The sequence below is a fragment of the Lachnoanaerobaculum umeaense genome (assembly GCF_003589745.1).
GTDB lineage: Bacteria > Bacillota > Clostridia > Lachnospirales > Lachnospiraceae > Lachnoanaerobaculum > Lachnoanaerobaculum umeaense.
In genome coordinates, this window is record NZ_CP032364.1 from 1632457 (window position 1) to 1658758 (window position 26302).

Here is a 26302-nt window from a genome sequence, read left to right on the forward strand (position 1 = left end):
TGATATATACTAGAACTTGGATGCCATTTCAACAAATTCTTCTGCTGTAATGCTTCCACCCATCAGCTTTAAACAAGCATCCGCAATAATCTGCTTACTGTTACTATTTAAGATAAGCGCTGTCTGTGACGGATATCTGTTTGTATATTTTGATATAACCTGTTGTGCATCTTTTAAACTATCCGGCCATACACCGTCAACACCGACAGGAATAGCATTTGCCATATCGGAAAATTTCTGGTCAAACGCTGTAGTTACATAAACTCCAAAAGCTGCTGCCGCCTTAGCTTCTTCCTCTGTTGCATCCTTATTGATTGCAATACCATAGCTACTGTAGCATCCTGATGTCTGATCATCAACCCCACCTTCTACAGTTGGGAATGCAAAAGAACCCCATTTGAAATCATCCGGTGTTGACTCTTTTACTTCGTTAGGAAGCCATGTTCCATTGATGTACATTGCTATTTTTTCATTTATAACCATACTTTGCTGTGCATTCGGATATGTATTGGTTTCTATAACCGGATCAAAGTATCCCTTCTTCGCCATATCCTCAATAGCTTTAGCCGCCTCTAACACCTTCGGATTACCCCAGGCTGACGGATCATTGCTCAATTTTGCGACCTCATCATTACCCATTAAGCGGCTCATATAATATCCAACCCAGCTTGTAGCATAATTGCTGTCTGTAGTAACCGGAGTATATCCTTTTGCTTTGATTTTTTCACAAGCGTCCATAAATTCTGTCCAGGTTTCAGGATATTTTGTTATCCCGCAATCATCAAATATGTTTTTATTGCAGAAAATCATAAATGCCTGCGGTGCGTAAGGAAAATATGAATACTTTCCATCAAAAAGCTTAGCAGACAATCCCGACATACTTGGCATAATTCTATCAACATACTTCTCTCCACCTGTTGATTCATATGACTCTTCAAAATAAGGTGTAAGATCCATTGTCATTTCAGACCACATAGACTTAATATTATCAGCATTAGCATCCATCATTGTAACCTTTGTTCCTGCCGATACTGCTGAGCCAACCAGGTTTCTGTTATCACGACCGTTAAATGTAAAATTAATTTTGACACCAGGATTAGCCTTCATAAATTCATCTGCTGCTTCCCTTAATGCATCTGCCTGAGCTTCAGTTTCACTCCAACTTGACCAATACTCAATGTCTGCACTTAGATTTGCATCACCACTCTTTGCATTATCTGCAACGGATTCTGCAGACTTTGTAGTCTCCTCTGCAGGCTTAGATGATCCACCACCACAAGCTACCAGTGACATTCCCATTGCTACCGATAATGCAGCTGCCAACACTTTTCTCATAATTTTCCTCCTATAAAATCAAGGTTCTCTTTTTAGTAGCTTTATTATAACGTTTAAATTGAAACGTGTCAATATTTTTTTACTTCTATAAAAACATTATAATATTCACTTATGCGTCCTTACTAATCTTAGTAATCTACAGCTATAAAACCAACACTTCATTCGAATATAATGCAAATAAAAAAAGCCCCAGTTTGAGGCTTTTAAATAGATTATCTTTTAAATAATCATAATTTTACTTAATATCTTATTTCTTAATTTCCTGCAACTTCCTATTCAAAAGTGCAAAGACCTTCTCACTATCCGCCTTATCAGGACTGAAAAATGAAGACATTTCTTCTACAAGCATGCCACCCATTATTCCAAGCATACTCTTTTTAATCTTCATTGCACCAAACTGATTTACAATCAATACTAACATATCTCCGGCTTCATCATTTCTGACTACATCTTCCACTGTGTCTTTTATACTGAAATATTCCGGATTAAACTCTAGCTTTTTGATATCAAGACTTTCCGTATCCAAATCATCAAACCAGTTCTTAACTCCATCCTCTTCCTCTTCATCAACAGGTCTTACATATCCGACAAAAGGCTTCTCTTCTCTGATAAATGTGGTTCTGTCAGCTATTTCCTCATCTTCACTTATACCTACCGCTTTTATATAATTTACACCCATATCAAGGCATACATTCTCAAATACAAAAACCTTTCTTCCTTCCTTTTCTCCAAGATATTCGCCGTTTACAAACAACTTTACCTTTTCCATATTTGAATAAATCTTTATATTTATTTTTTCATCACTTCTGATTGCAAATCTCTTGCTTGCGATATGAACAAATTGCTCGTCTGACCAGTATGCCTTGTATACATAGAATGAATCCTTCTTAATTTTTCTGTCTATGGTTACAAGTCCTTTGTTGTTTCTACCCTGAACACCGCCTTCATCTCTCATATCACAGCCAAAGTCAAACATATTCCAAACATACGAACCCCAGATTTCAGGTCTCTCATCAAGAAGTTTTGCCATATGCTCATGGTACTCAGCCTGATACTCCTCTGTATAATCCTTACATGCAGGTGTATTTGAGTGCCAACTTATAATACCTTCACAACCGTACTCTGAAAGTCCTACAGCTCTGTTTGGATGCATAGCTCTGAACTTGTCAAACCATACTTCATTGTCTGTATACTTTCCGCCATACCATCCAAAGTATAGATTGTATGCCAGTATATCAGTAATCTGATTGTGTTCCGAGTCCATAGGGAGCATTGATACCTGTGCCATTGTTGTAAGTCTTGTTTTATCTATACTCTTTACAAGTTCATCAAGCTCTCTTAAATTATCTGTAAGTCCCGGAATATCTCCTGCAATAGTTATCTCATTTGAAATTCCCCAAAAAAGTATACTACTATGGTTATAATTTTGATAAATAAGCTCTTTCATCTGATCCATAGCATTCTCATGTGCCTTTGGATCCCTGTTCATTCTGGATATAAAAGGAATCTCAGCCCATACTATAAGTCCGTATCTGTCACAGAGCTCATAGAAATAATCATCCTGCTGATAATGAGCAAGTCTTACACTATTGGCACCTACATCCGTTATCAAATCAAAATCATCAAAGTGATCCAACTCAATAAGCGCATTACCCTTACCCAGTCTGTCCTGATGCCTGCTCACACCTCTAAGAGGTACACTCTTTCCGTTTAGGAAAAATCCCTTATCAGGGTCTACATAGAACTCTCTGATACCATGATTTACCTCAACATTGTCAAGTACTTCATTATGTCTTACAAGCTTTACACTCAATTTATAAAGGAATGGATCTTTTATACCATTCCAAAGATGTGCATTGTCTATCTTAAGACTTAGCTTTGTTATCTTCTTTGCAGGTGCAACAACCGATCCGATATCTTCATAGCTGGAGCCATCTCTTACCTCAACCATAACCATATCTGATTCCAGAGGATCTTTTACATAAGCAGTAATATCTATTATTGCATCCTCACCGTCTATTTTTGATGTAACTGCCACTCCGCTACCGGCATAATACTCTATATCAAATCTTGTCTTAGGTACCGATATCAAGCTTACATTTCTGTATATACCACCATAGAATGTAAAATCAGCCATCTGAGGGTATACATCAGAATGGTTGGCATTATCAACTTCTACTGCCAATATAATGGCATCCTTTTTCTCGAAGAATCTTGTGATATTAACTCTAAATCTTGAATACCCACCTCTATGCTCCTGTACAAACTCATCGTCAATATATATTCTTGCTATCGAATTTACACCTTCAAAATTCAAGATAAAATCACTCTCAGGTGATACAAGAGGTCTTATTAGCTTCTTTACATATACAGCTTTTCCTTTATAGTAGTCATTTCCGCCGTCCTGTCCGTCAAAACCGTTATAGGTATGAGGAACATCTATCATATCCCAGCTCTCATCTATTACTAATTTATCAGTGACTTCAGTATTCTTTTTGAAAAGCCATCCATTGTTCAAATCATCTATTATTCTCATATATTTCCCTCCTAGAACATATTCAATAATATCTGCTCTATGTATAATATACATCTTCTTACTTTTAATATTATATATTCCAACCTAAATGATTTAAATATTCTACTTTGTTAAAGATACTCCTTAACTCTCTGCTCTTTTCTTTATTTCAGCTATTTCAGCCTGAATACTTTCCATCTTCTCCTTTGTTAAAGGATAGAACTTCATAGCAATAAGATTACAAACAAGTCCTATTATAAGAAGTCCATACATACAGAACATTGCAACTGCCTTAATTGCCGGAGACATCGGTGTATCCACTGTTGGAAGTTCATCCTTAAATCCTATATATGCACAGCAAAGTCCAACTATTGTAGCTCCAAGTGATGAAATAAGCTTATCTACAAATGAGAAAAGTGTTCCCATAAGTCCAGGTACATATTTACCTGAGCGGTATACCTCATAGTCTGCACAGTCTGCTGTCATAGGTATTACTATATTTCCTGATACTCCTGTAAATCCCTTCATAAGTAGGAATAATACAAGGAATACTATTGTAAATGTGTTCCAACCTGTAAATCCCTCTCCAGGGAATCTCAAAGTTGTAGGATCAAAAATATAGAATGATGCTATTGAAAGTATACATGTTACAAGTCCACCTATAGAACCGAATAGCATTGCCTTTCTCTGTCCCAGATATCTTGCAATATAACCTACTCCAAAGAATAACATAAGTGCTGTAGGTATTGCAGTATAAGCTGCTACCTGACCACCTGCCGCTGTATTGCCGCAAACTATAGAATAAACCATAATTACAACTACTGCATTTGACTGTGTAGTAAGTGCAAGCTTATCTGTAGATGCAGAAACAACAAGCATCTGTATTGCTCTGTTCTTTGATAATACCTCCCAATAATCTCTAAGTCTTATCTTGGTAGGTTTTCCAAGTCCGAAGAACTCAGTTCTATCCTTTGCTGATATTGCAAATATTGCAATAACTGTAAATATTCCTGATACAACTGCGGTTATAAGCCAAAACTCATGGAAAAATTCTTCTGTAAATTTTCCATACTTAGGTATAAGCTTTTGGAATACTAAAACCGGTATTGCTGCAAATAAAATTGTGTTGTAGATGCCGTCAAAGATCGTAAACATCGGTCTTTGCTTAGGATCATTTGTAAGACAAGTCTGTGCTGACTTTGTAACAACACATTGGAAAGTATATCCTATGATATAGATCATATATAAAATGATAAATACCAATAGTCTACTGCTCTCCGGTACCTTGTGTGTTACATGCACTATCAAAAATGAGAAAACAGCCAATATGATATTTCCTATAAGCATAAAAGGTCTATTTTTTCCGAATTTAGAATCTGTCTTGTCTACCACATATCCTATAAAAGGATCTGTAACTCCGTCCCAAATTCTCATGTTCATAACGATAGTAGATGCCAGCACTACTCCTACACCTACGAATCCTACCAGATAGTAACTGATAAAATTCATAAAAAATAGGTACAAATTTGTAGCTGTGTTATTTAAGGCAAATCCACCTATCTGCCATAACTTAGCCCTGTGAACTCCGTTCTGATTCATAAATTACCTCCGTTTTTATTAATTATATAAATATTATATTAATTTTATAAATTATAAAAGTGAATCAATATCTTTAAAATAGTACAATATTATGGTATTCTTCTTTTGTAGATGAATTTTAGGCTAAATTATTGGAGATAGAATATGAATTATCACAAATATGAAGATGATACTCTTATGACAATTACTCGTATTGAAAAAAGATATGAAATTGAAGAGGAATTTTTACAAGAGCTATCATCAGGAGATTTTTCAAGGGCTTTGAGTGTTTATAAAGTTTTTAGTGGCCTTAAACTTGAGGAGAGAAGTGGAGATTCTTATCAAGATGCCAAATATCTTGCCATTGTACTTGGTACATTATGTAGAAAGACCCTGCAATACAGAAACAAGGTTCATCCTTATTACCTTAATGCCATATCTACTGAAATGGCATTAGAACTAAATAATACAAAAACTGTACTTGATATAAAGAATATCTCTATAAAGTACATTAAAAAATACTGTCTTTTAGCCAGAAATCATTCACTTCATCAGTATACTGATATAGTCAATAAAACTATTTCCTATATAGAATTAAACTATAAAGAGGACTTAAGTCTCTCAGATCTTTCCAAACATTTTCATATAAGCAAAAACTATCTCAGTGCAATATTTAGGAAGCAACTTGGCAAAACTGTAACAGAATTTATTCATAATGTCAGGATGGATAAGGCCATATTTCTGCTTAACTCTACAAAGCTTCCTATTCATAATATTGCTACTCTCTGTGGTTACAATGACAGCAATTATTTTTGTAGAATATTTAAAAAACAGCATGAAATTTCTCCTGCACAATACAGAAATAGTCTATTTCAATAATAAAATGAATTCATATTATTGTTAATTTTTAAACAAGTTTTGTATCTGATTTAATTTTTTATATTAAAGAGTTTCAAAACCACATTGTTGACTTCACATTTTTAATAGTGTATAGTATCTTCGTAAATCAATAATAATATTTGTGATAGTTTATTTTATAACTCTTACAAGTCTTAATTACCTAGGAGAAAGAAATGCCAAACGATTTTGTTTTTAGAGATCAGTTGCCTGTAGCACCCCTAAAAATTGCTGCTCTTGAAAGTTGTTACGATTTTGCGAAGAAAGTCAATGACTATATACTTGAATTTAGAAGAAATGACACTACTGAGCTTATGAAAAGTAAAATGGATTTACATTACAGAGGCTATGACTGTGATAATTATCTTCTTGATATTTCCTGCCCAAGATTTGGATCAGGTGAGGCTAAGGGAATCATAAATGAATCAGTTCGTGGTGCAGATGTATTTGTAATGGTGGATGTATTGAACCACTCACTCAGCTATAAACTGAATGGTTTCACCAATTATATGTCACCTGATGATCATTATCAGGATTTGAAGAGAATCATCAGTGCAAGTATTGCAAATGCAAAAAGAGTCAATGTCATCATGCCTTTTTTATATGAAAGCAGACAGCATAAGAAAACAAAGAGAGAATCTTTAGACTGTGCTTTAGCACTTTCAGAACTTGTGGATATGGGAGTAAGCAATATTATTACATTTGATGCACATGATCCACGAGTACAAAACTCTATTCCACTTACAGGATTTGATAACTTCATGCCAACATACCAATTTGTTAAGGCTTTATTTGGAAATATATCTGATTTGAAGGTAAGCAAAGATGATATGATGATCATAAGCCCTGATGAAGGTGCTATGAACAGGGCTGTATACCTGGCAAATAACCTTGGGGTAGATATGGGTATGTTCTATAAAAGACGTGATTATTCCAGAGTAATTGATGGTAGAAATCCTATAGTTGCCCATGAATTTTTAGGTAGCAGTGTAGCCGGCAAAGATGTAATAATTATGGATGACATGATTTCTTCAGGTGAAAGTATGCTTGATACAGCTAAAGAGTTAAAGAAGAGAAATGCAAAAAGAATTATTATCTGTGCTACATTTGGATTATTTACAAATGGACTTGCAAAGTTTGATGAATTTCATAATCTTGGTCTTATTGACTATGTTTGTACAACTAATGTACATTACAGGAATCCGGAATTGCTTACAAAGCCATGGTATCTGGAAGCTGATATGACAAAGTACCTTGCAGCTATTATAAACTCATACAACCATGATGTTTCTATAGGTAAGAGCCTTTCATCAACAACAAAAATACAAAACTTTGTCGCAAAATTCAAATAATAAAAAAGTCGCTTTTACGAAAATATCTTCGTAAAAGCGACTCTTTTACACTTTAAATGTACTTCCACCTATAAATTCTCTTAAAATAGAATTTGAAGGTACATTATCACTTGGTATTCCTAGGAAATAATCAAAGAACTTCAATAGTCTCTTTGCCTCCTGATACTCATTACAGTCTTTTTTCACACTGAATAAAATTGGCTCTACATACTGTTTTAAAACAGCAATTTCATAATTCAGTGCAGAATTAAAAGTAGCGTCTGCACTGCTTTGATATGGAAAAATATTTCTTTCCTCTCCCCTTCTTACAGATTCCCACATTGACAATGTTTTGGTAGGAGAAATGCCTCTTTTTCTAACATCTCTTATCATTCTTCTTAATAGTCTTCCATCTGTTGTAGGTATACGATTGTGTTCATCAATATTTAATTGGGTCAATGCACTTATATATATCTTGTATCTACTATCATTTGGCAGCTTATATGATAGCTTATCATTAAGGCAATGTATACCCTCTATAACAAGAATATCGTCCTTACCAAGTTTTAAGAAATTGCCATTATACTCTCTTTGTCCTGTTTTAAAATTAAAGCTAGGAATCTCAACTTCTTCTCCATTTAACAGTGCAAGCATATCTTCATTAAACTTTTCTATATCCATTGCATCCAAACTTTCAAAATCTAACTCGCCCTTTTCATCTCTTGGAGTATCTTCTCTATTCTTAAAGTAATTGTCTACTTCCATAGGGTGTGGCTTTAATCCATGTGCTCTTAACTGTATACTAAGCCTGTGCGAAAAAGTTGTCTTACCTGATGATGAAGGTCCTGCAATCATTACCAACTTTACATCATCCCTCTTTACAATATCATCAGCTATATCTCCGATCTTCTTCTCCATATATGCCTCAGATATAAGTATCATCTCGTTTGTCATGCCATTTGCAATCATCTCATTCAATGATCCCACATTAGCAACACCCATATCTTCTGCATTCCTACTTGCATTATTAAGTTCATTAAATATCTTCTCTTCCGGTGCAAACTCCTCCACTACATTTGGACTTTCCTTCTTTGGAATAATAAGAACCAATCCATCCTTATATTTTGTAATAATGTATTTGTCAATATATCCTGTTGAGTAAACCATATATCCGTAGTTATAATCAATAAAATCTTCAAGCTTATATATATTTACTCTTGACACTCTTCTGAATTTAAAAAGTTTCTCCTTATCATAAAGTCCGGCTTCATGGAACATCTTTATAGCTGTTTCTGTGTGAACATTCATCTTCTCAATTCTAAGATTTTCATCTACTATTTCACGCATCCTGCCATCGATTCTGTCTATATCAAAATCATCTTTACCATTTAATCTTATGTAAAGCCCATTACCTGTAGAAAATTCTACAACAGGCTTTATTGTATTACCATATATATCCTTAATAGACTTAAGCAGTATGAGTATAGCACTTCTCTCATAAGTCATACGACCTATGGAATCTTTTAATGTAATAAATTCAAGATCTATATCCGACTTAAGATTCTTATAGAGTTCTTGAAGTTTTCCATTGACCTTTACTAATAGTGCTTTTTCATTATGCTCCTTTGCAATATCAAAATATCTGGTACCTTCCACATATTCATAAGACTTATTATCTATATTTACTTTAAACTTTTTCATTATCTTCACCTACCTATTTAAAGAAAAGACTGAATAATCAGCCTTCCCCATAACTTTTATTTTATTTTTCTGATCCATCCCTGTGGTGCTTTAATTTCACCCATCTGTATTCCGGTAAGAGTATCATAAAGCTTCTTTGTAATCTCTCCCATACCTTCCATACCTGCAGGTAAACTTATAACCTCTTCCCCTCTGTAGATTCTTCCTACCGGAGAAATAACCGCTGCAGTACCGCAAAGACCTGCCTCTTTGAATTCCTTTATTTCATCAAATGCAACCGGTCTTTCCTCTGTCTTAAGTCCAAGATAATGCTCTGCAACATAAAGAAGAGATCTTCTTGTAATAGATGGTAATATAGAATTTGATTTTGGTGTAACTACTGTATTATCTTTAGTAATAAAAATAAAGTTAGCACCGCCTGTCTCCTCAACATAAGTCCTTGTAGCTGCATCCAGATACATATTTTCATCAAATCCGTTTCTATGTGCTTCCATAAGAGGATGAATACTCATAGCATAATTAAGTCCTGCCTTTATATGCCCTGTACCTCTTGGTGCTGCTCTGTCAAATTCACTTACAGTAATTGTAATAGGCTTTGCACCGCCTTTAAAATAAGGTCCTACAGGTGTTACAAACATTCTAAACTGATATTCTTCTGCAGGCTTTACTCCTATTACAGGTGATGAAGCAAACATATACGGTCTTATATAAAGTGTAGCTCCCGAACCAAATGGCGGCACCCATGCTTCATTTGCAATTACTACCTTATCTACTGCCTCAAGAAATCTCTCCTCATCAAATGGCGGCATTTCAAGTCTTTTAGCTGAATCATGCATTCTATTTGCATTTAGATCAGGTCTGAATGTGACGATATGTCCGTCCTTGGTTCTGTAAGCTTTTAAACCTTCAAATACCTCCTGGCAATACTGTAAAATACCTGCCGACTCATTTATTGTAACATTTGATTCTTTTGAAAGTTCTCCATCATCCCACTTTCCATCTTTAAAATTGCTGACATATCTGTAATCAGTAATTCTGTAGTTGAAACCTATATTTCCCCAATCTAAATCCTTTATTTCCATGATAGCCTCCTATTGTTCGTTAAGTTTGGCAAGTTTTGCAGCCTGATCTGCTGCAATACATCCATCTATAAGCTCCTGAATATCACCATTCATTATCTTATCAAGTTTATATAAAGTAAGATTTATTCTGTGATCCGTTACTCTTCCCTGTGGGAAATTGTAGGTTCTGATCTTTTCAGATCTGTCACCTGTACCGATCTGACTTCTTCTATCTGCTGCCTCTGCACTTTGCTTTTTCTCCAGCTCTATTTCATAAAGCTTTGATCTAAGAAGTGTAAATGCCTTTTCCTTGTTTTGTAACTGACTCTTTTCTGTCTGAGAGTAAATAACAATACCTGTAGGATAGTGAGTAAGGCGAACTGCAGAGTCTGTGGTATTGACACACTGTCCACCATTTCCGCTGGCTCTCATAACGTCTATTCTGACATCATTCATATCAATCTGTACATCAACCTCTTCCGCTTCAGGCATTACCGCAACAGATGCTGTAGAGGTGTGTATTCTTCCACCTGATTCAGTCTCAGGTACTCTTTGTACTCTATGAACTCCGGACTCATACTTAAGTTTTGAATAAGCACCCTTACCGCTTACCATTGCTACAACTTCCTTGTATCCACCTATACCGTTCTCATTCACATCAATCATCTCCACCTTCCAGTTTTGAGACTCCGCATAATGAGTGTACATACGATACAGCTGCATAGCGAACAATGCCGCCTCATCGCCACCTGCTCCGGCTCTGACCTCCAGCATTATATTCTTATCATCATTGGGATCCTTTGGCAAAAGTAAAATCTTTAACTTTTCAGAAAGCTCCTCTTCAAGTCTTTTACCCTCTGCAAGTTCTTCTTTTGCCATCTCTCTCATTTCATCATCATTCATCTCAAGCATTTCAAGTGCATCTTCCTGTAATTGCTTGGCTTTCTTATATTCCCCATAAGTTTCCACTAGTGGTGCAAGATCAGACTGCTCTTTCATAAGCTTTCTAAATCTATTCTGATCACTAGCCACATCACCACTGGCAAGTTCTGCCATGACTTCATCATAATGTACTACTATATCTTCTAAATTATCAAACATCTTTTCCTCTTATGTTTTATCCTTCTATTAATATATGATTGCTACTCTGTCTAAATTTGCTAAATCTTTCTTTATAACTACAGTTTTATCCTTAAACAGATTGCGAATATCTTCAGCCTCGTCATATCCTATTTCCAGTACCAATACTCCTTTTGGAGTTAAAAAACGAGTGAAATTTTCAGCAATTATCCTATAAAATTTCATGCCATCAATATCTCCATCAAGTGCAAGTCTGGGCTCAAAATCCTTTACTTCACTTTCAAGTGTATCCACAACATCACTCTGTATATAGGGTGGATTGCATACTATGATATCATATTTATTTTCGTATGTTAAGCTTGAAAACATATCACTCTCAAAAAAATTAATATCCAGATTCAAATCCTTTGCATTCTTTTTTGCAACATCTAGTGCCTTATTTGATATATCCAGTGCATCCACTCTCTCAAAGTTTCCTAATCTTTTTAGTGCAATGGCTATAGCACCTGAACCTGTACACATATCAAGTATTCTTTTACTTGTATCTTTTTTTGAAAACTTTAAAACTTCTTCAACCAGTACTTCCGTATCAAATCTTGGAATAAGTACATCTTTATTTACATACAGCAAAAGTCCACAAAAATATGCCTTATTTAAAATGTACTGTATCGGCATATGACCAAGTCTTTTTTCCACATATTCATCCAATGTATTAAGCTTTGATATATCCTCTATCTCATCATACTTATGCATCGTCCATTTTGAAAAATCAAAATCAAATATCTCATATATAAGCATGAGTATATCACTTTTTGCATCTTTAAAGTTTTTTCCCTCCAACAGCTTTACATATTTATCAAAAGCCTCAATATATTTCATATCAGAAATTTTCCTCTAAGTATGCTCTCCAGTCAAATACCCTTTCAACTGCTACTATAGCTACCTCCACCATATCAGGTGTAGGCTCCTTTGTTGTAAGTCCCTGCATCCAAAGTCCCGGTTTACTTATAAGATTTACAAGCCAGAAATCACTTCTTCCTGCAATTCTTAAAAACTCGTAGCTTACCCCCGCTATTACCGGTACAAGAACAATTCTTGATACTGCTCTAAGCCATATGGTGTCCACTCTGATAACCATAAAGAAAAGTATACTGATCATCATTACAATAATAATAAAACTGGTACCACATCTCTTATGCTCTTTTGAACTTTTCATTACATTTTCTACATTCAGCTCAAGTCCATGTTCTATACAATTAATACATTTATGCTCTGCACCATGGTACATAAAGGTCCTATTTATGTCTTCCATTCTTGAAATTAATTTTATATATAGAATAAATATTGCTATCCTTATTATTCCCTCAAAAATTGCAATCACATAATAATTTTCAAATTTCAACTTAATAATATTACTTAAAAACATTGGCAGTAGCATAAATACCGCTATTGATATCACTATTGAAATAAACATAGTAATTCCCATTACTACCTTATCCAGCTTATCTCCAAAGATCTGTATCAATTTTTCTTCAAACTTTGATGGCTTTGAGTTTTCATCATCCTCAAAAAAACTGGATGAGTATGCTAATGTTTTCATTCCTAAGACTAAAGAATCTATAAATGAAAATATGCCTCTAAGAAATGGAAGACCCAAAATTGGAAACTTTGTAGTAAGACTCTCATATTTATCTTCCATTACTGCTATTGTTTTATCCGACTTTCTAACTGCTGTAGAGTATCTATCACCATTTTTCATCATGATACCCTCTATTACAGCCTGTCCGCCTATTCCTGAATATTTCATATTTGCTCCATAATCTATTTAAAAAGAGTCAGACACCTGCCTGACTCCCCCTAATAAATAGTATTTCTTTATTTTATTATTCAGCCTGAACACCATATCTACGGTTAAACTGCTCGATACGACCACGTGCCTGAGCTGATTTCTGCTGTCCTGTATAGAAAGAATGGCACTTAGAACAAATTTCTACGTGGATATCTTCCTTTGTTGAACCTGTTACAAATGTGTTACCACAGTTGCAAGTTACTGTTGCCTGATAATAATTTGGATGTATTCCCTGTTTCATATTTCACCTCTTTTTAAAATTTAACGGTTACATAAAGTAGACTCGTTACAAAGTACATCTTAGAATAGCATAAAAACCATCAAAATGCAAGAAGAATTTCTAATCCGCTCTCCTCCTGTAAAATCTTCCAAGAAGCTGCTGTGTTTTTATCAAATTTATAAATGCTGCTTTATCTATCTCCTTAATAGCTCTGACCACCTTATCAGCTTCGGCACTTGAAACTATAGAATATACCAAGGTTCTCTCACAGTGATTGTAATGTCCCTCCGCTTTCCAAGTGGTAGCACCATGATTACTTATATCTGAAATCATATTGCATACCTCGTTTGGATGGTCTGTAACAATAAAAAGTGTGACTTGTTGGTACTTTCTATACAATATATGTATAACTGTTGTTGTGACATACTGGAATATAATTGAATATAATGCCCTGTCCCAACCAAATAAAAGTCCTGCTATCAAAAGTACAACTGCATTTCCTGCCAAAATTATATTAAATGAATCCATTCCTTTTTTCTCTGATAAAAAAATAGAAATAAAGTCAGTACCACCTGTGGTAGCATTCATCAAAAGGCAAATACTTATAACCAAACCATTTATCATTCCACCAAAAATTGTTATGAGCAATATATCCTCTGTAATAACATATCCCGGAATAATATCCACCATGAAACCGGCAAGCAAAATAACCCAACAAGAAAATAAAGTAAATTTCTTTCCTATATACCTAAATCCAATATATACAGGTATTGCATTCAAAGCAATATTTACAACAGTGTAAGGTAATTTTATATTAAAAAACATATCCGCAGACCTTGTAATAAGAAGTGTAATACCTGTAGCACCTCCTGGAAATAAATCTCCAGTTTTTACAAAAGTCTTGATATTAACAGCCATCAAAATTGCAGCCAGTGTAATAACAACAAATCTTTTTATATCTGTTTTTATATTGTATTTTTCATTCTTTTCCATCAAAATATCTCACAAAATTCATTTTACTCTGTGGCAGGCTACACTTCTACCATTATTTTCACTCAACACAGGTTCCTCTGTTTTACAAATGTCCATACAATTTGGACATCTGGTATGAAATCTGCATCCGCTTGGAACATCTATAGGACTTGGTATCTCTCCTTTAAGCATTTCCCTTTGTTTACCTGCATTTTCAATACTTGGAATAGCATCCAGTAATAATCTTGTATATGGATGCAGTGGATTTTCAAAAATATCATCTGTATTTCCTATCTCACAAATTTTGCCTAAAAACATAACACATACTCTATCAGCAATAAAATTTACCACTGATAAGTCATGTGAAATAAATAGGTATGAAGCTTTTCTCTTCTCCTGGAGATCCTTAAGCAAGTTTAAAACCTGTGACTGTATCGAAACATCCAATGCCGATACCGGTTCATCACATACTATCAACTTAGGATTTAGTGCTATAGCTCTGGCAATTCCTATTCTCTGCCTTTGTCCACCTGAAAATTGGTGAGGATATCTGTTATAATACTCTTTTCTTATGCCCACATCCTCCATAAGATCTAGTACTTTTGACTTTATATCTTCTTTTTTCATAACTCTATTATGTGTAATAATAGGTTCAGCTATAATCTCTCCCACTGTCATTCTTGGATTTAATGATGCATATGGATCTTGAAAAATAATTTGCAAGTTTTTCTTGATATTCTTTAAATCATTGCCTTTTTTATTATATATATTCTCATCCAAAAAAATGCTTTCTCCACTATTTGGACTTATAAGTCCTATAGCACATTTCCCCAAAGTTGACTTACCACAACCACTCTCTCCTACAAGTGCTAAAGTTTCATTCTCATATATATCAAGGCTAACATTACTTATAGCATGTACCTTTTTATTTTTCTTTGATGTAGGAAATTCTTTAACTATGTTTTTCAATCTTAATACTACATTTCTCATCTTCTATCCTTTTATGCAGAAAGCATGATACCATATGGCTTTGATTTATATTTTCGTCTGCCGGTCTTTCTCCATAGCACATATCCTCAGCAAAGTCACATCTATCAACAAATCTGCATCCTTTTGGTAAATTCAAAATATTTGGTACATTTCCTTTTATAGTATACAATCTATGCTGTTTCTTACCTATGGTAGGAATGGATTTTAAAAGTCCGTTTGTATATGGATGTGCTGTTTCATTGAAAATTGTCTTTGTCACCGCTGATTCAACAACTCTTCCTGCATACATTACATATACATAATCGCATATTTCAGCAACCACCCCCATATTATGGGTAATCATTATTATAGATGTACCACTGTCCTCACAAAGTTTTTTCATAAGCTTTAAAATTTGTGCTTCTATAGTAACATCCAAAGCTGTTGTAGGTTCATCAGCAATCAAAAGTTTAGGCTTACATATCATTGCCATACCTATCATCACTCTTTGTCTCAGACCTCCTGAAAGCTCATGTGGATAGACATTAAATCTTTTTTCAGCCTCAGGTATACCCACCTCATTAAATATTTCAATAACACGCTTTTTTGACTCTTCTTTCGAGATCTTTTCATGCAGAATAATTGCTTCCATTACCTGCTTTCCAACTTTTACTACAGGATTTAACGAGGTCATAGGTTCTTGAAATATCATAGAGATATCCTTACCCCTGATTTTTGCATAATCTTTTACAGATAATTTAGTAAGATCTGTACCACGAAAATCTATACTTCCGCCAACTATCTTACCGGGCTTTTTTATAAGTCCCATGATACTCATAGCTGTCATAGACTTTCCACATCCGCTCTCTCCTACTATTCCAACTATTTTTCCTCTTGGTATATCTATATTTATTCCGTCAAGTGCATAGGCTAATTTTCCCCTTACCTGAAATGCCACCTTCAAATCTCTTATTGTCAGAATATTGTCCATATCATTGCTCCTTAAGGTATGGATCCAATACATCTCTTAATCCATCACCTAAAAAATTGAATGCTAAAACCACTATCATTATAGCTATAGCAGGTGCTAAAACAAGTATAGGCTGAGTAAACAGGTATTTCTTAGCACTTACAACCATCAGCCCCCAACTTGCAGTAGGAGGCTGTGCTCCTACACCCAAGAAACTCAGTGAACTTTCAGAAAGTATTGCTGAGGGTATACTTAGAGTAAATAATACAACTAATGTAGGTATACAATTAGGTAGTATATGTCTAAAAATAATGGTTGCATTATTTACCCCCATACTCCTTGCAGCCTCTACATATTCTTTTTTTGACAATGCCAATGTTTCAGAGCGTATTACCCTTGATGTTGAAGCCCAGTTTACCAAAGACAGTGCAATAAATATATTTATAAGCCCTCCGCCCATTGTATACATTACAACCATAGCCAATAAAAGTGAGGGGAATGCCAACATTATATCTGCAAGTCTCATTATGGCAAAGTCTGTCTTTCCTCCAAAATATCCCGCAATAAGTCCAAGTATTGTACCAATCGTCATTGATATAAATGTAGGAACAAGTCCAATAGTCAGTGACACTCTGGCTCCAAATATAACTCTTGTAAGCGTATCTCTTCCCAGCTCATCTGTACCCAAAGGATGTGCAAATGAGGGTGCCAACAGCCTATCCCTCAAATTCTGAGCATACGGACTGTAACGACATATTACATTTGCAAATATCGCACATAGTATGATCAATAGAATAATAATCAATGAGAAAAATGCCAGTTTATTTTGTTTTATTATATTCTTTAACTTTTCTTTTAGGCTTTCCTCTATTTCGATTTCCGACTCTATTTTTGAATTTATATTAATTTCCATATTATCTTTTATATTCATTGAACTACCTATATCTCCTTTCTAATTCTAGGATCCAGAATAGAATACAATGAATCTGCTATCAAATTACCAAATATAACCAATATTGTAGTAAATATAACTGTTCCTTGTAAAAGTGGCATATCTCTTGTTTCTATTGCATTTACTGCAAGTCTACCTATTCCCGGTATTCCAAATATATTTTCAGTAATAACTGCACCTGAAAGCATAGATGATATCTGTAATGCCATCATAGTAACTACCGGAAGCATGGCATTCTTTAGTGCATGTGATTTCATTACTGCAAATTCAAGCAATCCCTTAGCTCTTGCCGTTCTGATATAGTCCTCCTGCATTACCTCTAAGATATTTGATCTTGTCATTCTTGCAATACTTCCGGCTGAATTCCATCCCAGTACTATAGATGGTAATACCATAGAAGCCGCACTCTCATAGCCTGATACCGGAAAGATCTTCAACTTATACGCAAAAAAATACTGTAGTACTAAGGCGATCATAAATACAGGCATAGATACTCCAAGCAATGCCCCACCCATGAACAATCTATCTAAAATATTATTTTTATTTACTGCCGCCAATATTCCTGTAAAAATCCCTACTATCCATGATACTATAGCAGCACATACGGCCAGCTTTACTGTATTTGGAAAGGCATCTAATATTATGCCTGTAACATTTCTGTTTAATCTATAGCTGGTTCCAAAGTCTCCTCTTATGGCATGTGAAATGTATTTAAAGAACTGCACATACAGTGGTTGGTCAAGTCCCATTTCTCTACTTATCTTATCTATAACTGTCTGATTTACATGCTCTCCCAACATAGTGGTAACAGGATCTCCCGGTACAACTCTAAGCATTATAAATATTATCAAAACCACACCTATTATAACCGGTATGGAAATCAAGATTCTTTTTAATATATTTTTTAACAATTCAGCCTCCAAAAGCTCCAACTACTATAAAAAACGGAGCGATTCCTCGCTCCATTATACCAATTATCTTTTTTTAGTGCTATATCTATTTTTTTGAAAATCCAACAAATCTCATATCTGAAATTCCAGCCCAATTCGGCTTGAATCCTTCTATATTTTTGCTTACACCATAGTAATGCTCCTTTGAGAACATAGGTAACCACGCAAAGTCCTCTTTTACAATCTTCTTTTCAAGTTCATTATACTCTGCCATTCTCTCGTCATTATTTACTATAGTTCTTGCAGCACTTACTCTATCCATAATAGCATTATCAGAATAGTTCAAAGATCTTTGTTTTGTATTGTTCTCATTTCCAAAGAAAGTATAAATAAAGTTGTCAGGATCATTGTAATCTGCTGTCCATGTTGAAATGAATGAACCCAATGTACCGTCTTTTCTTGTTGCAAGCCATGTAGACTCATCATAATTTTTTATATTAGCATTGATACCTACCTCAGACAACTGTGCTGAAATAACCTCTAAAACTGTTTTTATAGTATCTGAAGATGATGAATCCACTGAAATTTCCATATCAAAACCATTAGGATATCCTGCTTCAGCCAATAAAGCCTTTGCTGCTTCAGGATCATATTTTAACTCCTCTAATGAAGCGTTGTATCCTATAAGACCTCTTGGGAATATTCCATTTTCTATTTTTGCCACTCCTGCATATAATGAATCAATAATCTCCTGACGATTTATTGCCATTGAAATAGCTTCTCTAACTTTCACATTATTTAAAGGTTCTATATTCTCATTAAATGTAAAATATGTAACTCCAACTCTTGGATTGTGATGAAGAACATCAGGCATTTCCTGTTTATATGTGTCAATATACTCAATCATATAGTCAAAATCCAGTATATCAAGTTCACCATTCTTAAACATCATATTTCTTGTCTCTGAATCAGGTATTACTCTTATAAGTACTCCGGGAAGTGATACATCTCCATTCCAGTATGTATCATTCTTTGTAAGCACTATAGAATCATTTACTGTCCATTCCGCCATCTTAAATGCACCTGTTCCAACAGTTACTAAAGGATCTATTCCAAACTTATCTCCTGCCGCTTCTGTAGAATCCTTATCAAGCATACATACCGGAGATGATGACAAACAGGCAAGGAATCCTGAATAAGGCTCTGATAATGTGATCTCAACAGTGTAATCATCTATAGCTTTAACACCGGTAAGCTCGGAACTGCTACCATCCATAACCTTGTCTGCACCCTCAATCTGGCTTACAAAGTCACCATTTACAGCACCTGTCACTCCAAGGATTCTGGTAAGGGAATATACTACATCATCTGATTTGAAATCTGCACCGTTTGAATATTTTACGCCTTCTTGCAAATGCAATGTATAAACCTTACCATCATCTGATATATCCCAGCTTTTAGCTAATGAAGGCACCAACTCGCTTGAACCATCATCCTTTATCTCTGCCTCCAACAATCTGTCAAAGATATTCAGTGGAACCATATAATCTTTCGATGTCTTATGTGGATCCGCAGTCTGTATATCAGAATTAATAGATGTTACAAGAAATCCCGTAGTGTCAATATTTGTGCTTGCTTTTTCTGTTTCGATATTTGCTGTTTCAGCAGTTTTTGAGCCACAAGCACTCAATGTCAATGCCAATAATGCACCAATCAATAAAAATTTTTTCTTCATATTCTTCTCCCAATTCTTCTTACTATGTAACATTATAATACTTTTTATACCTAATGCCAAATATTTTTTATAAAAAAAGTCAGGCATATTTTAACCCGACTCTTTTTGATTTTGATCACTTATATTAAGTTTATTTTATAAATGTTACTGCCTTTATAGGAGTACGATAGGTCATGCTGCTTGTTATGATTCCAGATTTGGAATTTGCAGCATGTACAACTCGTCCATCGCCCATATATATAGCTACATGGCTTATCTCACCGCCGCTACCATAGAATATCAAATCTCCAGGTTGAACAGCATCAATACTTATCTCTCTACTATTATTAGCCTGCTGTTTTGTATTTCTTCCTGTACTGATATCAAATTTCTCATATACTCTCATTACAAAACCTGAACAGTCAGCACCATTTGTTAATGATGTACCACCAAAAACATATGGATTACCAACAAACTGTTTTGCATAAGCTACTAATGCAGTTCTGGATACTTTTTCTTTAGCTGCTTTTGTTGCTGCTGTTGTAGCCACTGTAGTCTCAGCTTTCATAGTAACACCGGGTCCACCATTCTCACCGGTTACAGAAGAAGACTCTTTTTGAGCTTGCTTAGTCGGCGCCTCTGTCTCCTTTGGCTTTTCACTGCTACCACCCGGTCCATAAGGAGCTGTTGGTGCATCTCCTATGCTTATTTCAACCGGCTTATCCTGAGTACTTCCTTCTGTTGGCTCTTTTACTGTTTCGGCTGCCTTTGTACTCTCAGGCTCTTTTACTGTTTCGGCTGCCTTTGTAGACTCAGGGGCTTTTACTGTTTCGGCTGCCTTTGTAGACTCAAGGGCTTTTACCGTTTCAGCTGCCTTTGTAGACTCAGGGGCTTTTACCGTTTCAGCTGCCTTTGTAGACTCAGGGGCTTTTACCGTTTCAGCTGCCTTTGTAGACTCAGGGGCTTTTACCGTTTCAGCTGCCTTTGTAGACTCAGGGGCTTTTACCGTTTCAGCTGCCTTTGTAGACTCAGGGGCTTTTACCGTTTCAGCTGCCTTTGTAGACTCAGGGGCTTTTACTGTTTCGGCTGCCTTTGTAGACTCAGGGGCTTTTACCGTTTCTACTGTAACTTTAGCTGTTTCAGTATCCTCTATTGCCTTAATAGTCTCAGGCTCTTTTTTCGCCTGTGTATCCTTTATCGGCTCAACAGTTTCTGAATTCACATCAATCTTGTCTGTAGCCTCTGTTGGCTTACTTGTTTCTTTTGTCTTAGTCTCCTTAGGAGTTTCTTTTTTCTCCTCTTTAGCCTTTGATGTTCCGGTTGTTGTATCAGGAACCTTAATATCTACTTCCTTGCTTGCTGGAGTCTCTCTTGTTTCAGCAGCAGGAGATTTAATTGTTTTCGGCTCTTCACTACCTGATGTAGGTTTTTGAGTATTCTTGGTACTTGTAGATTCTTCCACAACCTTAGATTTTTGCATATCCTTTTTATCATCTGCAACTACCATATTTTTATAGATAGCCATTGCTTCCTCAGCTTCTGTTTCCAGCTTCTTCTTTTCTAAGGCCTCAATAGTACTCTCTTCTGTTGTCTTAGCAGTCTTATATGATAAATCAGCTTTAACAAAATCTTTGTATATATATCCTGTCAGATCATCATCTACCTGGACTTTTACAAAATCGTTATCCTGACCTACAACAACATATTTACCTCCACCTTTAAGCATAGTAAGAGTTTCTGTTGTTATCTCAGGAGATGTTCTTAATCTAACATTGTCAATATCTACAACAGTAGCGTATGTAACAATAGCATCTTTTGCCAGCTTCTTTGCTTTTTCTCCGGTGGCAACTTCTGAAGCTTTTACATAACCTTCAACACTTCCTGAGTTGATCTTAAGCCATTCACCGGTTTCATTTACTTCAGAGTCAACAACAGTTGCAACTGAACTGTAGGATATACTTCCCACAACTGCTCCCGTTTCTTTTGCACTGGCATGAACTACAGTATCTTTTTTATTGTTTGCTACTACAATATCTTCTTTTAGTATCTCTTCTTTTAGCTTATCCTGTACTGATGGTGCTTCATATTTCACCGTATCATTTACAAGCCTAGTTCTTGCATCATCAATTCCTGTTATCTCTATTGTATTAGTTGTTGCTGTCTTTAGCGACTCGCCTAGAGCTGTCTGTGGAGATATGGAGCTTGCTTTATAATTATTCAAAGCCACTGCTATTCCTGACACTGCGTTATTTGTCTCCAAATCCATATCTGCATAAGCACTAAAACTATATAATGAAACAAAGGTTAGAGTGGATGCTAATGTTAAAATTTTCTTTTTCATGAGCACTCCTTGTTTTCTTTTTAGAGTATTTAAATTATATCAAATTTTCTTTGAATGAACAATTAATTTACACTAGTACAATTATTACAATATACTGAACTTTTAATTACTTTCACGTTTATAAGTATATATTGTAAATGTTGCAGTAAATATATTTCATTTTTTATAATTATCACGATTTTTTTATTAAGTTTTACATTCAAATATTAATATAACTATCTAATATATCTAAAAAAAGAACAACCTAAGTTGTTCTTTGAGTGCGGGAAAAGGGACTTGAACCCTCACGTCTATACAGACACAAGATCCTTAGTCTTGCCTGTCTGCCAATTCCAGCATTCCCGCTTGGATTAGATTTTCTAATCAAGGCGACAACCAGATTTGAACTGGTGATCAGGGTGTTGCAGACCCACGCCTTACCGCTTGGCTATGTCGCCGTCGTCTAGTTTCCTAAACAGCGCCCCGAACAGGGCTCGAACCTGTGACACTGCGGTTAACAGCCGCATGCTCTACCTACTGAGCTATCAGGGCAAAATACTTTCGTATTATAACAAATTCCTAATGAATATGCAAGTATTTTTTGAAGAAAATGTACCTTCAAAACTGCCTACCAAACTGCATTTCTTACTTAGCAAAAACTTCGTTTGAGCTTTAGTAAGAAAGTACATCTCAAATTCACTTGCGGATTTAATGATGTATCCGATTATATGTTATAAATTTTCTATCCTTTTGGTTAAACCCTCGACCTATTAGTAACCATCAACTTAATACATTGCTGTACTTACATCTTGGCCCTATCTACCTCGTAGTCTTCAAGGGGTCTTACTGTTTTCACATGAGATATCCCATCTTAAGGTGGGCTTCACGCTTAGATGCCTTCAGCGTTTATCCCGTCCCGACATAGCTACCCTGCCATGGAGTTACTCTCCAACAGGTACACCAGCGGTCAGTCCGTCCCGGTCCTCTCGTACTAAGGACGGCTCCTCTCAAATATCTTACGCCCACGCCGGATAGGGACCGAACTGTCTCACGACGTTCTGAACCCAGCTCGCGTACCGCTTTAATGGGCGAACAGCCCAACCCTTGGGACCTGCTACAGCCCCAGGATGCGATGAGCCGACATCGAGGTGCCAAACCACTCCGTCGATGTGAACTCTTGGGAGTGATAAGCCTGTTATCCCCAGGGTAGCTTTTATCCGTTGAGCGATGGCAATCCCACTTTATGCCACCGGATCACTAAGTCCTACTTTCGTACCTGCTCCACCCGTCGGTGTCGCAGTCAAGCTCCCTTCTGCCTTTGCACTCTTTGAATGGTTTCCGACCATTCTGAGGGAACCTTCGAGCGCCTCCGATACTCTTTCGGAGGCGACCGCCCCAGTCAAACTCCCCGTCTGGCATTGTCCCCCACCCGGATAACGGATGCAGGTTAGAAATCCAGCAATACAGGGGTGGTATCCCAACGGCGACTCTGCATAAACTGGCGTCCATGCTTCTTCGTCTCCCACCTATCCTGTACGAGTATTACCGAATCCCAGTACCAAACTGGAGTAAAGCTCCATGGGGTCTTTCCGTCCTGGCGCAGGTAACCAGCATCTTCACTGGTACTTCAATTTCACCGGGTGCATTGTTGAGACAGCGCTCAAATCATTACGCCTTTCGTGCGGGTCGGAACTTACCCGACAAGGAATTTCGCTACCTTAGGACCGTTATAGTTACGGCCGCCGTTTACTGGGGCTTCAATTCAAAGCTTCGTTTCCTGACTTCTCCTCTTAACCTTCCAGCACCGGGCAGGCGTCAGCCCATATACTTCACCTTGCGGTTTCGCATAGACCTGTGTTTTTGCTAAACAGTTGCTTGAGCCTTTTTTCTGCGACCACTATTTCTAGTGGCACCCCTTCTCCCGAAGTTACGGGGTCATTTTGCCGAGTTCCTTAACAATGCTTCTCCCGCCGGCCTTAGGATTCTCTCCTCATCTACCTGTGTCGGTTTGCGGTACGGGTACATATAATACAATAGCGGCTTTTCTTGACGGCTCCCTAACCGACTTCCCTACTATTTTTCGGTACGCATCACGTCTTCCCTTTGCATGGTGGATTTTCCTCCCATACAGGTACTTCGCTTGCCCCGGTTTTTGTCCTCCCGGGTTCGGTTTTTAGTCTCCGTGTCCCCACAGTTCTGATTATATGTAGTACAGGAATCTGTACCTGTTATCCATCGACTACGTCTTTCGACCTTGCCTTAGGCCCCGACTTACCCTGAGTAGATCAGCTTTACTCAGGAAACCTTAGATATTCGGCCAAGAGGATTCTCACCTCTTTCTCGCTACTCATTCCGGCATTCTCTCTTCTTATTACTCCACCACTCCTTTCGGTATGGCTTCTACGCCTCTAAGAATGCTCCTCTACCAATGTATATATTACATTCCTAGGCTTCGGTGGTGTGTTTAGCCCCGGACATTTTCGGCGCAGGACCTCTCGACTAGTGAGCTGTTACGCACTCTTTTAATGTATGGCTGCTTCTAAGCCAACATCCTAGCTGTCTTCGAAATCCCACATCCTTTTCCACTTAACACACACTTTGGGACCTTAGCCGTAGGTCTGGGCTCTTTCCCTTTTGACTACCCAACTTATCTCGTGTAGTCTGACTCCCGTTAATCATCTATCCGGCATTCGGAGTTTGATATCTCTTGGTAGGCTTTGACGCCCCCGCAAAAATTCAGTGCTCTACCTCCGGTAGACTAATAACGAGGCTAGTCCTAAAACTATTTCGAGGAGAACCAGCTATCTCCGGGTTCGATTGGAATTTCTCCCCTATCCACACCTCATCGCCACCCTTTTCAACGGATGTGCGTTCGGTCCTCCATTCACTTTTACGCGAACTTCAACCTGGACATGGATAGATCACCCGGTTTCGGGTCTACACATACTGACTACATTCGCCCTATTAAGACTTGGTTTCCCTTCGGCTCCGTATCTTTAATACTTAACCTCGCCTGTACATGTAACTCGCCGGACCGTTCTACAAAAAGTACGCGGTTCACCTTTCGGTGTTCCACAGTTTGTAAACATAGGGTTTCAGGTTCTTTTTCACTCCCCTCCCGGGGTTCTTTTCACCTTTCCTTCACAGTACTATACGCTATCGGTCACTGACTAGTATTTAGCCTTGGGGGGTGGTCCCCCCTGCTTCCCACAAGGTTTCTCGTGTCTCGTGGTACTCTGGATACTGCTAGATTAAATACATTTTCCCTTACACGGCTCTCACGCTCTTTGGCCCGCTTTTCCAAAACGGTTCAGGTAATGTATCTTACTCATGTCGCAGTCCTCAACCCCGCAGTGCACGCACCACGGTTTGGGCTCTTACGATTTCGCTCGCCGCTACTTTCGCAATCACTTTTGTTTTCTTTTCCTCCGGCTACTTAGATGTTTCAGTTCACCGGGTTCCCCTCTGTACGTTATGTATTGGCGTACAGATACTTGGAGTTCTTCCAAGTGGGTTTCCCCATTCAGACATCTGCGGATCACTGAATATGTGCTTCTCCCCGCAGCTTTTCGCAGCTTGTCACGTCTTTCTTCGGCTGTCAGTGCCTAGGCATCCACCCTACGCTCTTTATGTTTAACCTCTTAAATCATTTAGATTTAGTGTTTATGTATGACACTAGCGTGTATCATACACTATGTTTAAAAATTTATTACTTTTGTGTTTTTCATACTCACTTTGTTCGTATGAAAAACTACTTATTTACTAAAATCTGAAACAAGCTTACGCTCGTTTTCATTAAGTAAATAATGCATTAAAATATTAATTACTTAAAGCAATTAATACCTCGGATGTCTAATTATAAAATATTTATATAATTTCTCGTTTGGTATGCAGTTTTCAAGGTACATTTAGTTAAAGCTTATCGCTTCAACAGTGAGATATGAAGAT

The 26302-nt window shown here is 36.7% G+C and carries 18 protein-coding genes, 3 tRNA genes and 1 rRNA gene; 2 read left to right on the forward strand and 20 right to left on the reverse strand.

Features of this window, described 5'->3' with window-relative positions; genetic code table 11:
• Positions 1-9: 9 nt before the first annotated feature.
• The 3 genes from D4A81_RS07405 to D4A81_RS07415 form a co-directional block, all read right to left on the reverse strand.
• On the reverse strand, positions 10-1335 hold the full coding sequence (locus D4A81_RS07405) for an ABC transporter substrate-binding protein (RefSeq protein ID WP_111524541.1): 1326 nt from the start codon (positions 1333-1335) through the stop codon (positions 10-12).
• A gap of 247 nt (positions 1336-1582) precedes the next feature.
• Complete coding sequence (locus D4A81_RS07410; RefSeq protein WP_242977625.1) at positions 1583-3871, reverse strand: glycoside hydrolase family 2 protein; 2289 nt, start codon at positions 3869-3871, stop codon at positions 1583-1585.
• Between the two features lie 123 nt (positions 3872-3994).
• Positions 3995-5449 carry an MFS transporter gene (locus D4A81_RS07415; RefSeq protein ID WP_111524543.1) on the reverse strand — a complete coding sequence of 485 codons (1455 nt, stop codon included), beginning with the start codon at positions 5447-5449 and terminating at the stop codon, positions 3995-3997.
• Positions 5450-5593: 144 nt separating this feature from the next.
• On the opposite strand from D4A81_RS07415, the gene D4A81_RS07420 reads away from it, so the two are divergent.
• Positions 5594-6307: a helix-turn-helix transcriptional regulator gene (locus D4A81_RS07420; RefSeq protein ID WP_111524544.1), complete on the forward strand. Its 714-nt coding sequence runs from the start codon at positions 5594-5596 to the stop codon at positions 6305-6307.
• Positions 6308-6501: 194 nt separating this feature from the next.
• Positions 6502-7677, forward strand: coding sequence for a ribose-phosphate pyrophosphokinase (locus tag D4A81_RS07425; protein WP_111524545.1), 1176 nt, complete (start codon positions 6502-6504; stop codon positions 7675-7677).
• Positions 7678-7722: 45 nt separating this feature from the next.
• Here the strand turns inward: D4A81_RS07425 and D4A81_RS07430 are convergent, their stop codons facing one another.
• The 17 genes from D4A81_RS07430 to D4A81_RS07510 all read right to left on the reverse strand — a co-directional run bounded on the left by D4A81_RS07430 (position 7723) and on the right by D4A81_RS07510 (position 25993).
• Positions 7723-9357, reverse strand: a complete 1635-nt coding sequence (locus D4A81_RS07430) for a nucleoside kinase (protein ID WP_111524546.1) — start codon at positions 9355-9357, stop codon at positions 7723-7725.
• A 56-nt stretch (positions 9358-9413) separates the two neighbouring features.
• Positions 9414-10439, reverse strand: coding sequence for a branched-chain amino acid aminotransferase (locus D4A81_RS07435; protein WP_111524547.1), 1026 nt, complete (start codon positions 10437-10439; stop codon positions 9414-9416).
• Positions 10440-10448: 9 nt separating this feature from the next.
• Positions 10449-11519: a peptide chain release factor 1 gene (gene prfA, locus D4A81_RS07440; protein ID WP_111524548.1), complete on the reverse strand. Its 1071-nt coding sequence runs from the start codon at positions 11517-11519 to the stop codon at positions 10449-10451.
• Positions 11520-11546: 27 nt separating this feature from the next.
• A complete protein-coding gene (gene prmC, locus D4A81_RS07445) occupies positions 11547-12377 on the reverse strand; it encodes a peptide chain release factor N(5)-glutamine methyltransferase (RefSeq protein WP_111524549.1) in 831 nt (276 codons plus the stop codon).
• 1 nt (position 12378) lies between these two features.
• Positions 12379-13305 (reverse strand): DUF1385 domain-containing protein, encoded by a 927-nt coding sequence (locus tag D4A81_RS07450; protein ID WP_111524550.1) that lies wholly within the window; start codon positions 13303-13305, stop codon positions 12379-12381.
• 76 nt (positions 13306-13381) lie between these two features.
• Positions 13382-13588 carry a 50S ribosomal protein L31 gene (gene rpmE / locus D4A81_RS07455; protein ID WP_111524551.1) on the reverse strand — a complete coding sequence of 69 codons (207 nt, stop codon included), beginning with the start codon at positions 13586-13588 and terminating at the stop codon, positions 13382-13384.
• 99 nt (positions 13589-13687) lie between these two features.
• Positions 13688-14560, reverse strand: coding sequence for a YitT family protein (locus tag D4A81_RS07460; RefSeq protein ID WP_111524552.1), 873 nt, complete (start codon positions 14558-14560; stop codon positions 13688-13690).
• An 18-nt stretch (positions 14561-14578) separates the two neighbouring features.
• Positions 14579-15529, reverse strand: a complete 951-nt coding sequence (locus D4A81_RS07465; protein ID WP_111524553.1) for an ABC transporter ATP-binding protein — start codon at positions 15527-15529, stop codon at positions 14579-14581.
• The gene (locus tag D4A81_RS07470) at positions 15492-16499 is read right to left on the reverse strand and encodes an ABC transporter ATP-binding protein (RefSeq protein WP_111524554.1); all 1008 of its coding nucleotides are present in this window, start codon (positions 16497-16499) and stop codon (positions 15492-15494) included. Before D4A81_RS07470 ends, D4A81_RS07465 begins: the two co-directional genes overlap by 38 nt.
• A gap of 1 nt (position 16500) precedes the next feature.
• Positions 16501-17409 carry an ABC transporter permease gene (locus D4A81_RS07475; protein WP_111524555.1) on the reverse strand — a complete coding sequence of 303 codons (909 nt, stop codon included), beginning with the start codon at positions 17407-17409 and terminating at the stop codon, positions 16501-16503.
• 8 nt (positions 17410-17417) lie between these two features.
• Entirely contained in the window at positions 17418-18341 is a 924-nt protein-coding gene (locus D4A81_RS07480) for an ABC transporter permease (RefSeq protein WP_111524556.1), read from the reverse strand.
• Between the two features lie 85 nt (positions 18342-18426).
• Positions 18427-20055, reverse strand: a complete 1629-nt coding sequence (locus D4A81_RS07485; RefSeq protein WP_111524559.1) for an ABC transporter substrate-binding protein — start codon at positions 20053-20055, stop codon at positions 18427-18429.
• 130 nt (positions 20056-20185) lie between these two features.
• Complete coding sequence (locus tag D4A81_RS07490; RefSeq protein WP_119808270.1) at positions 20186-22375, reverse strand: C40 family peptidase; 2190 nt, start codon at positions 22373-22375, stop codon at positions 20186-20188.
• 261 nt (positions 22376-22636) lie between these two features.
• Positions 22637-22720 (reverse strand) — tRNA-Leu (locus D4A81_RS07495).
• Positions 22721-22741: 21 nt separating this feature from the next.
• A tRNA-Cys gene (locus D4A81_RS07500) sits at positions 22742-22812 on the reverse strand.
• A 21-nt stretch (positions 22813-22833) separates the two neighbouring features.
• Positions 22834-22906: transfer RNA gene (locus D4A81_RS07505), tRNA-Asn, on the reverse strand.
• 198 nt (positions 22907-23104) lie between these two features.
• Positions 23105-25993 (reverse strand): 23S ribosomal RNA (locus tag D4A81_RS07510).
• Positions 25994-26302: the final 309 nt, after the last annotated feature.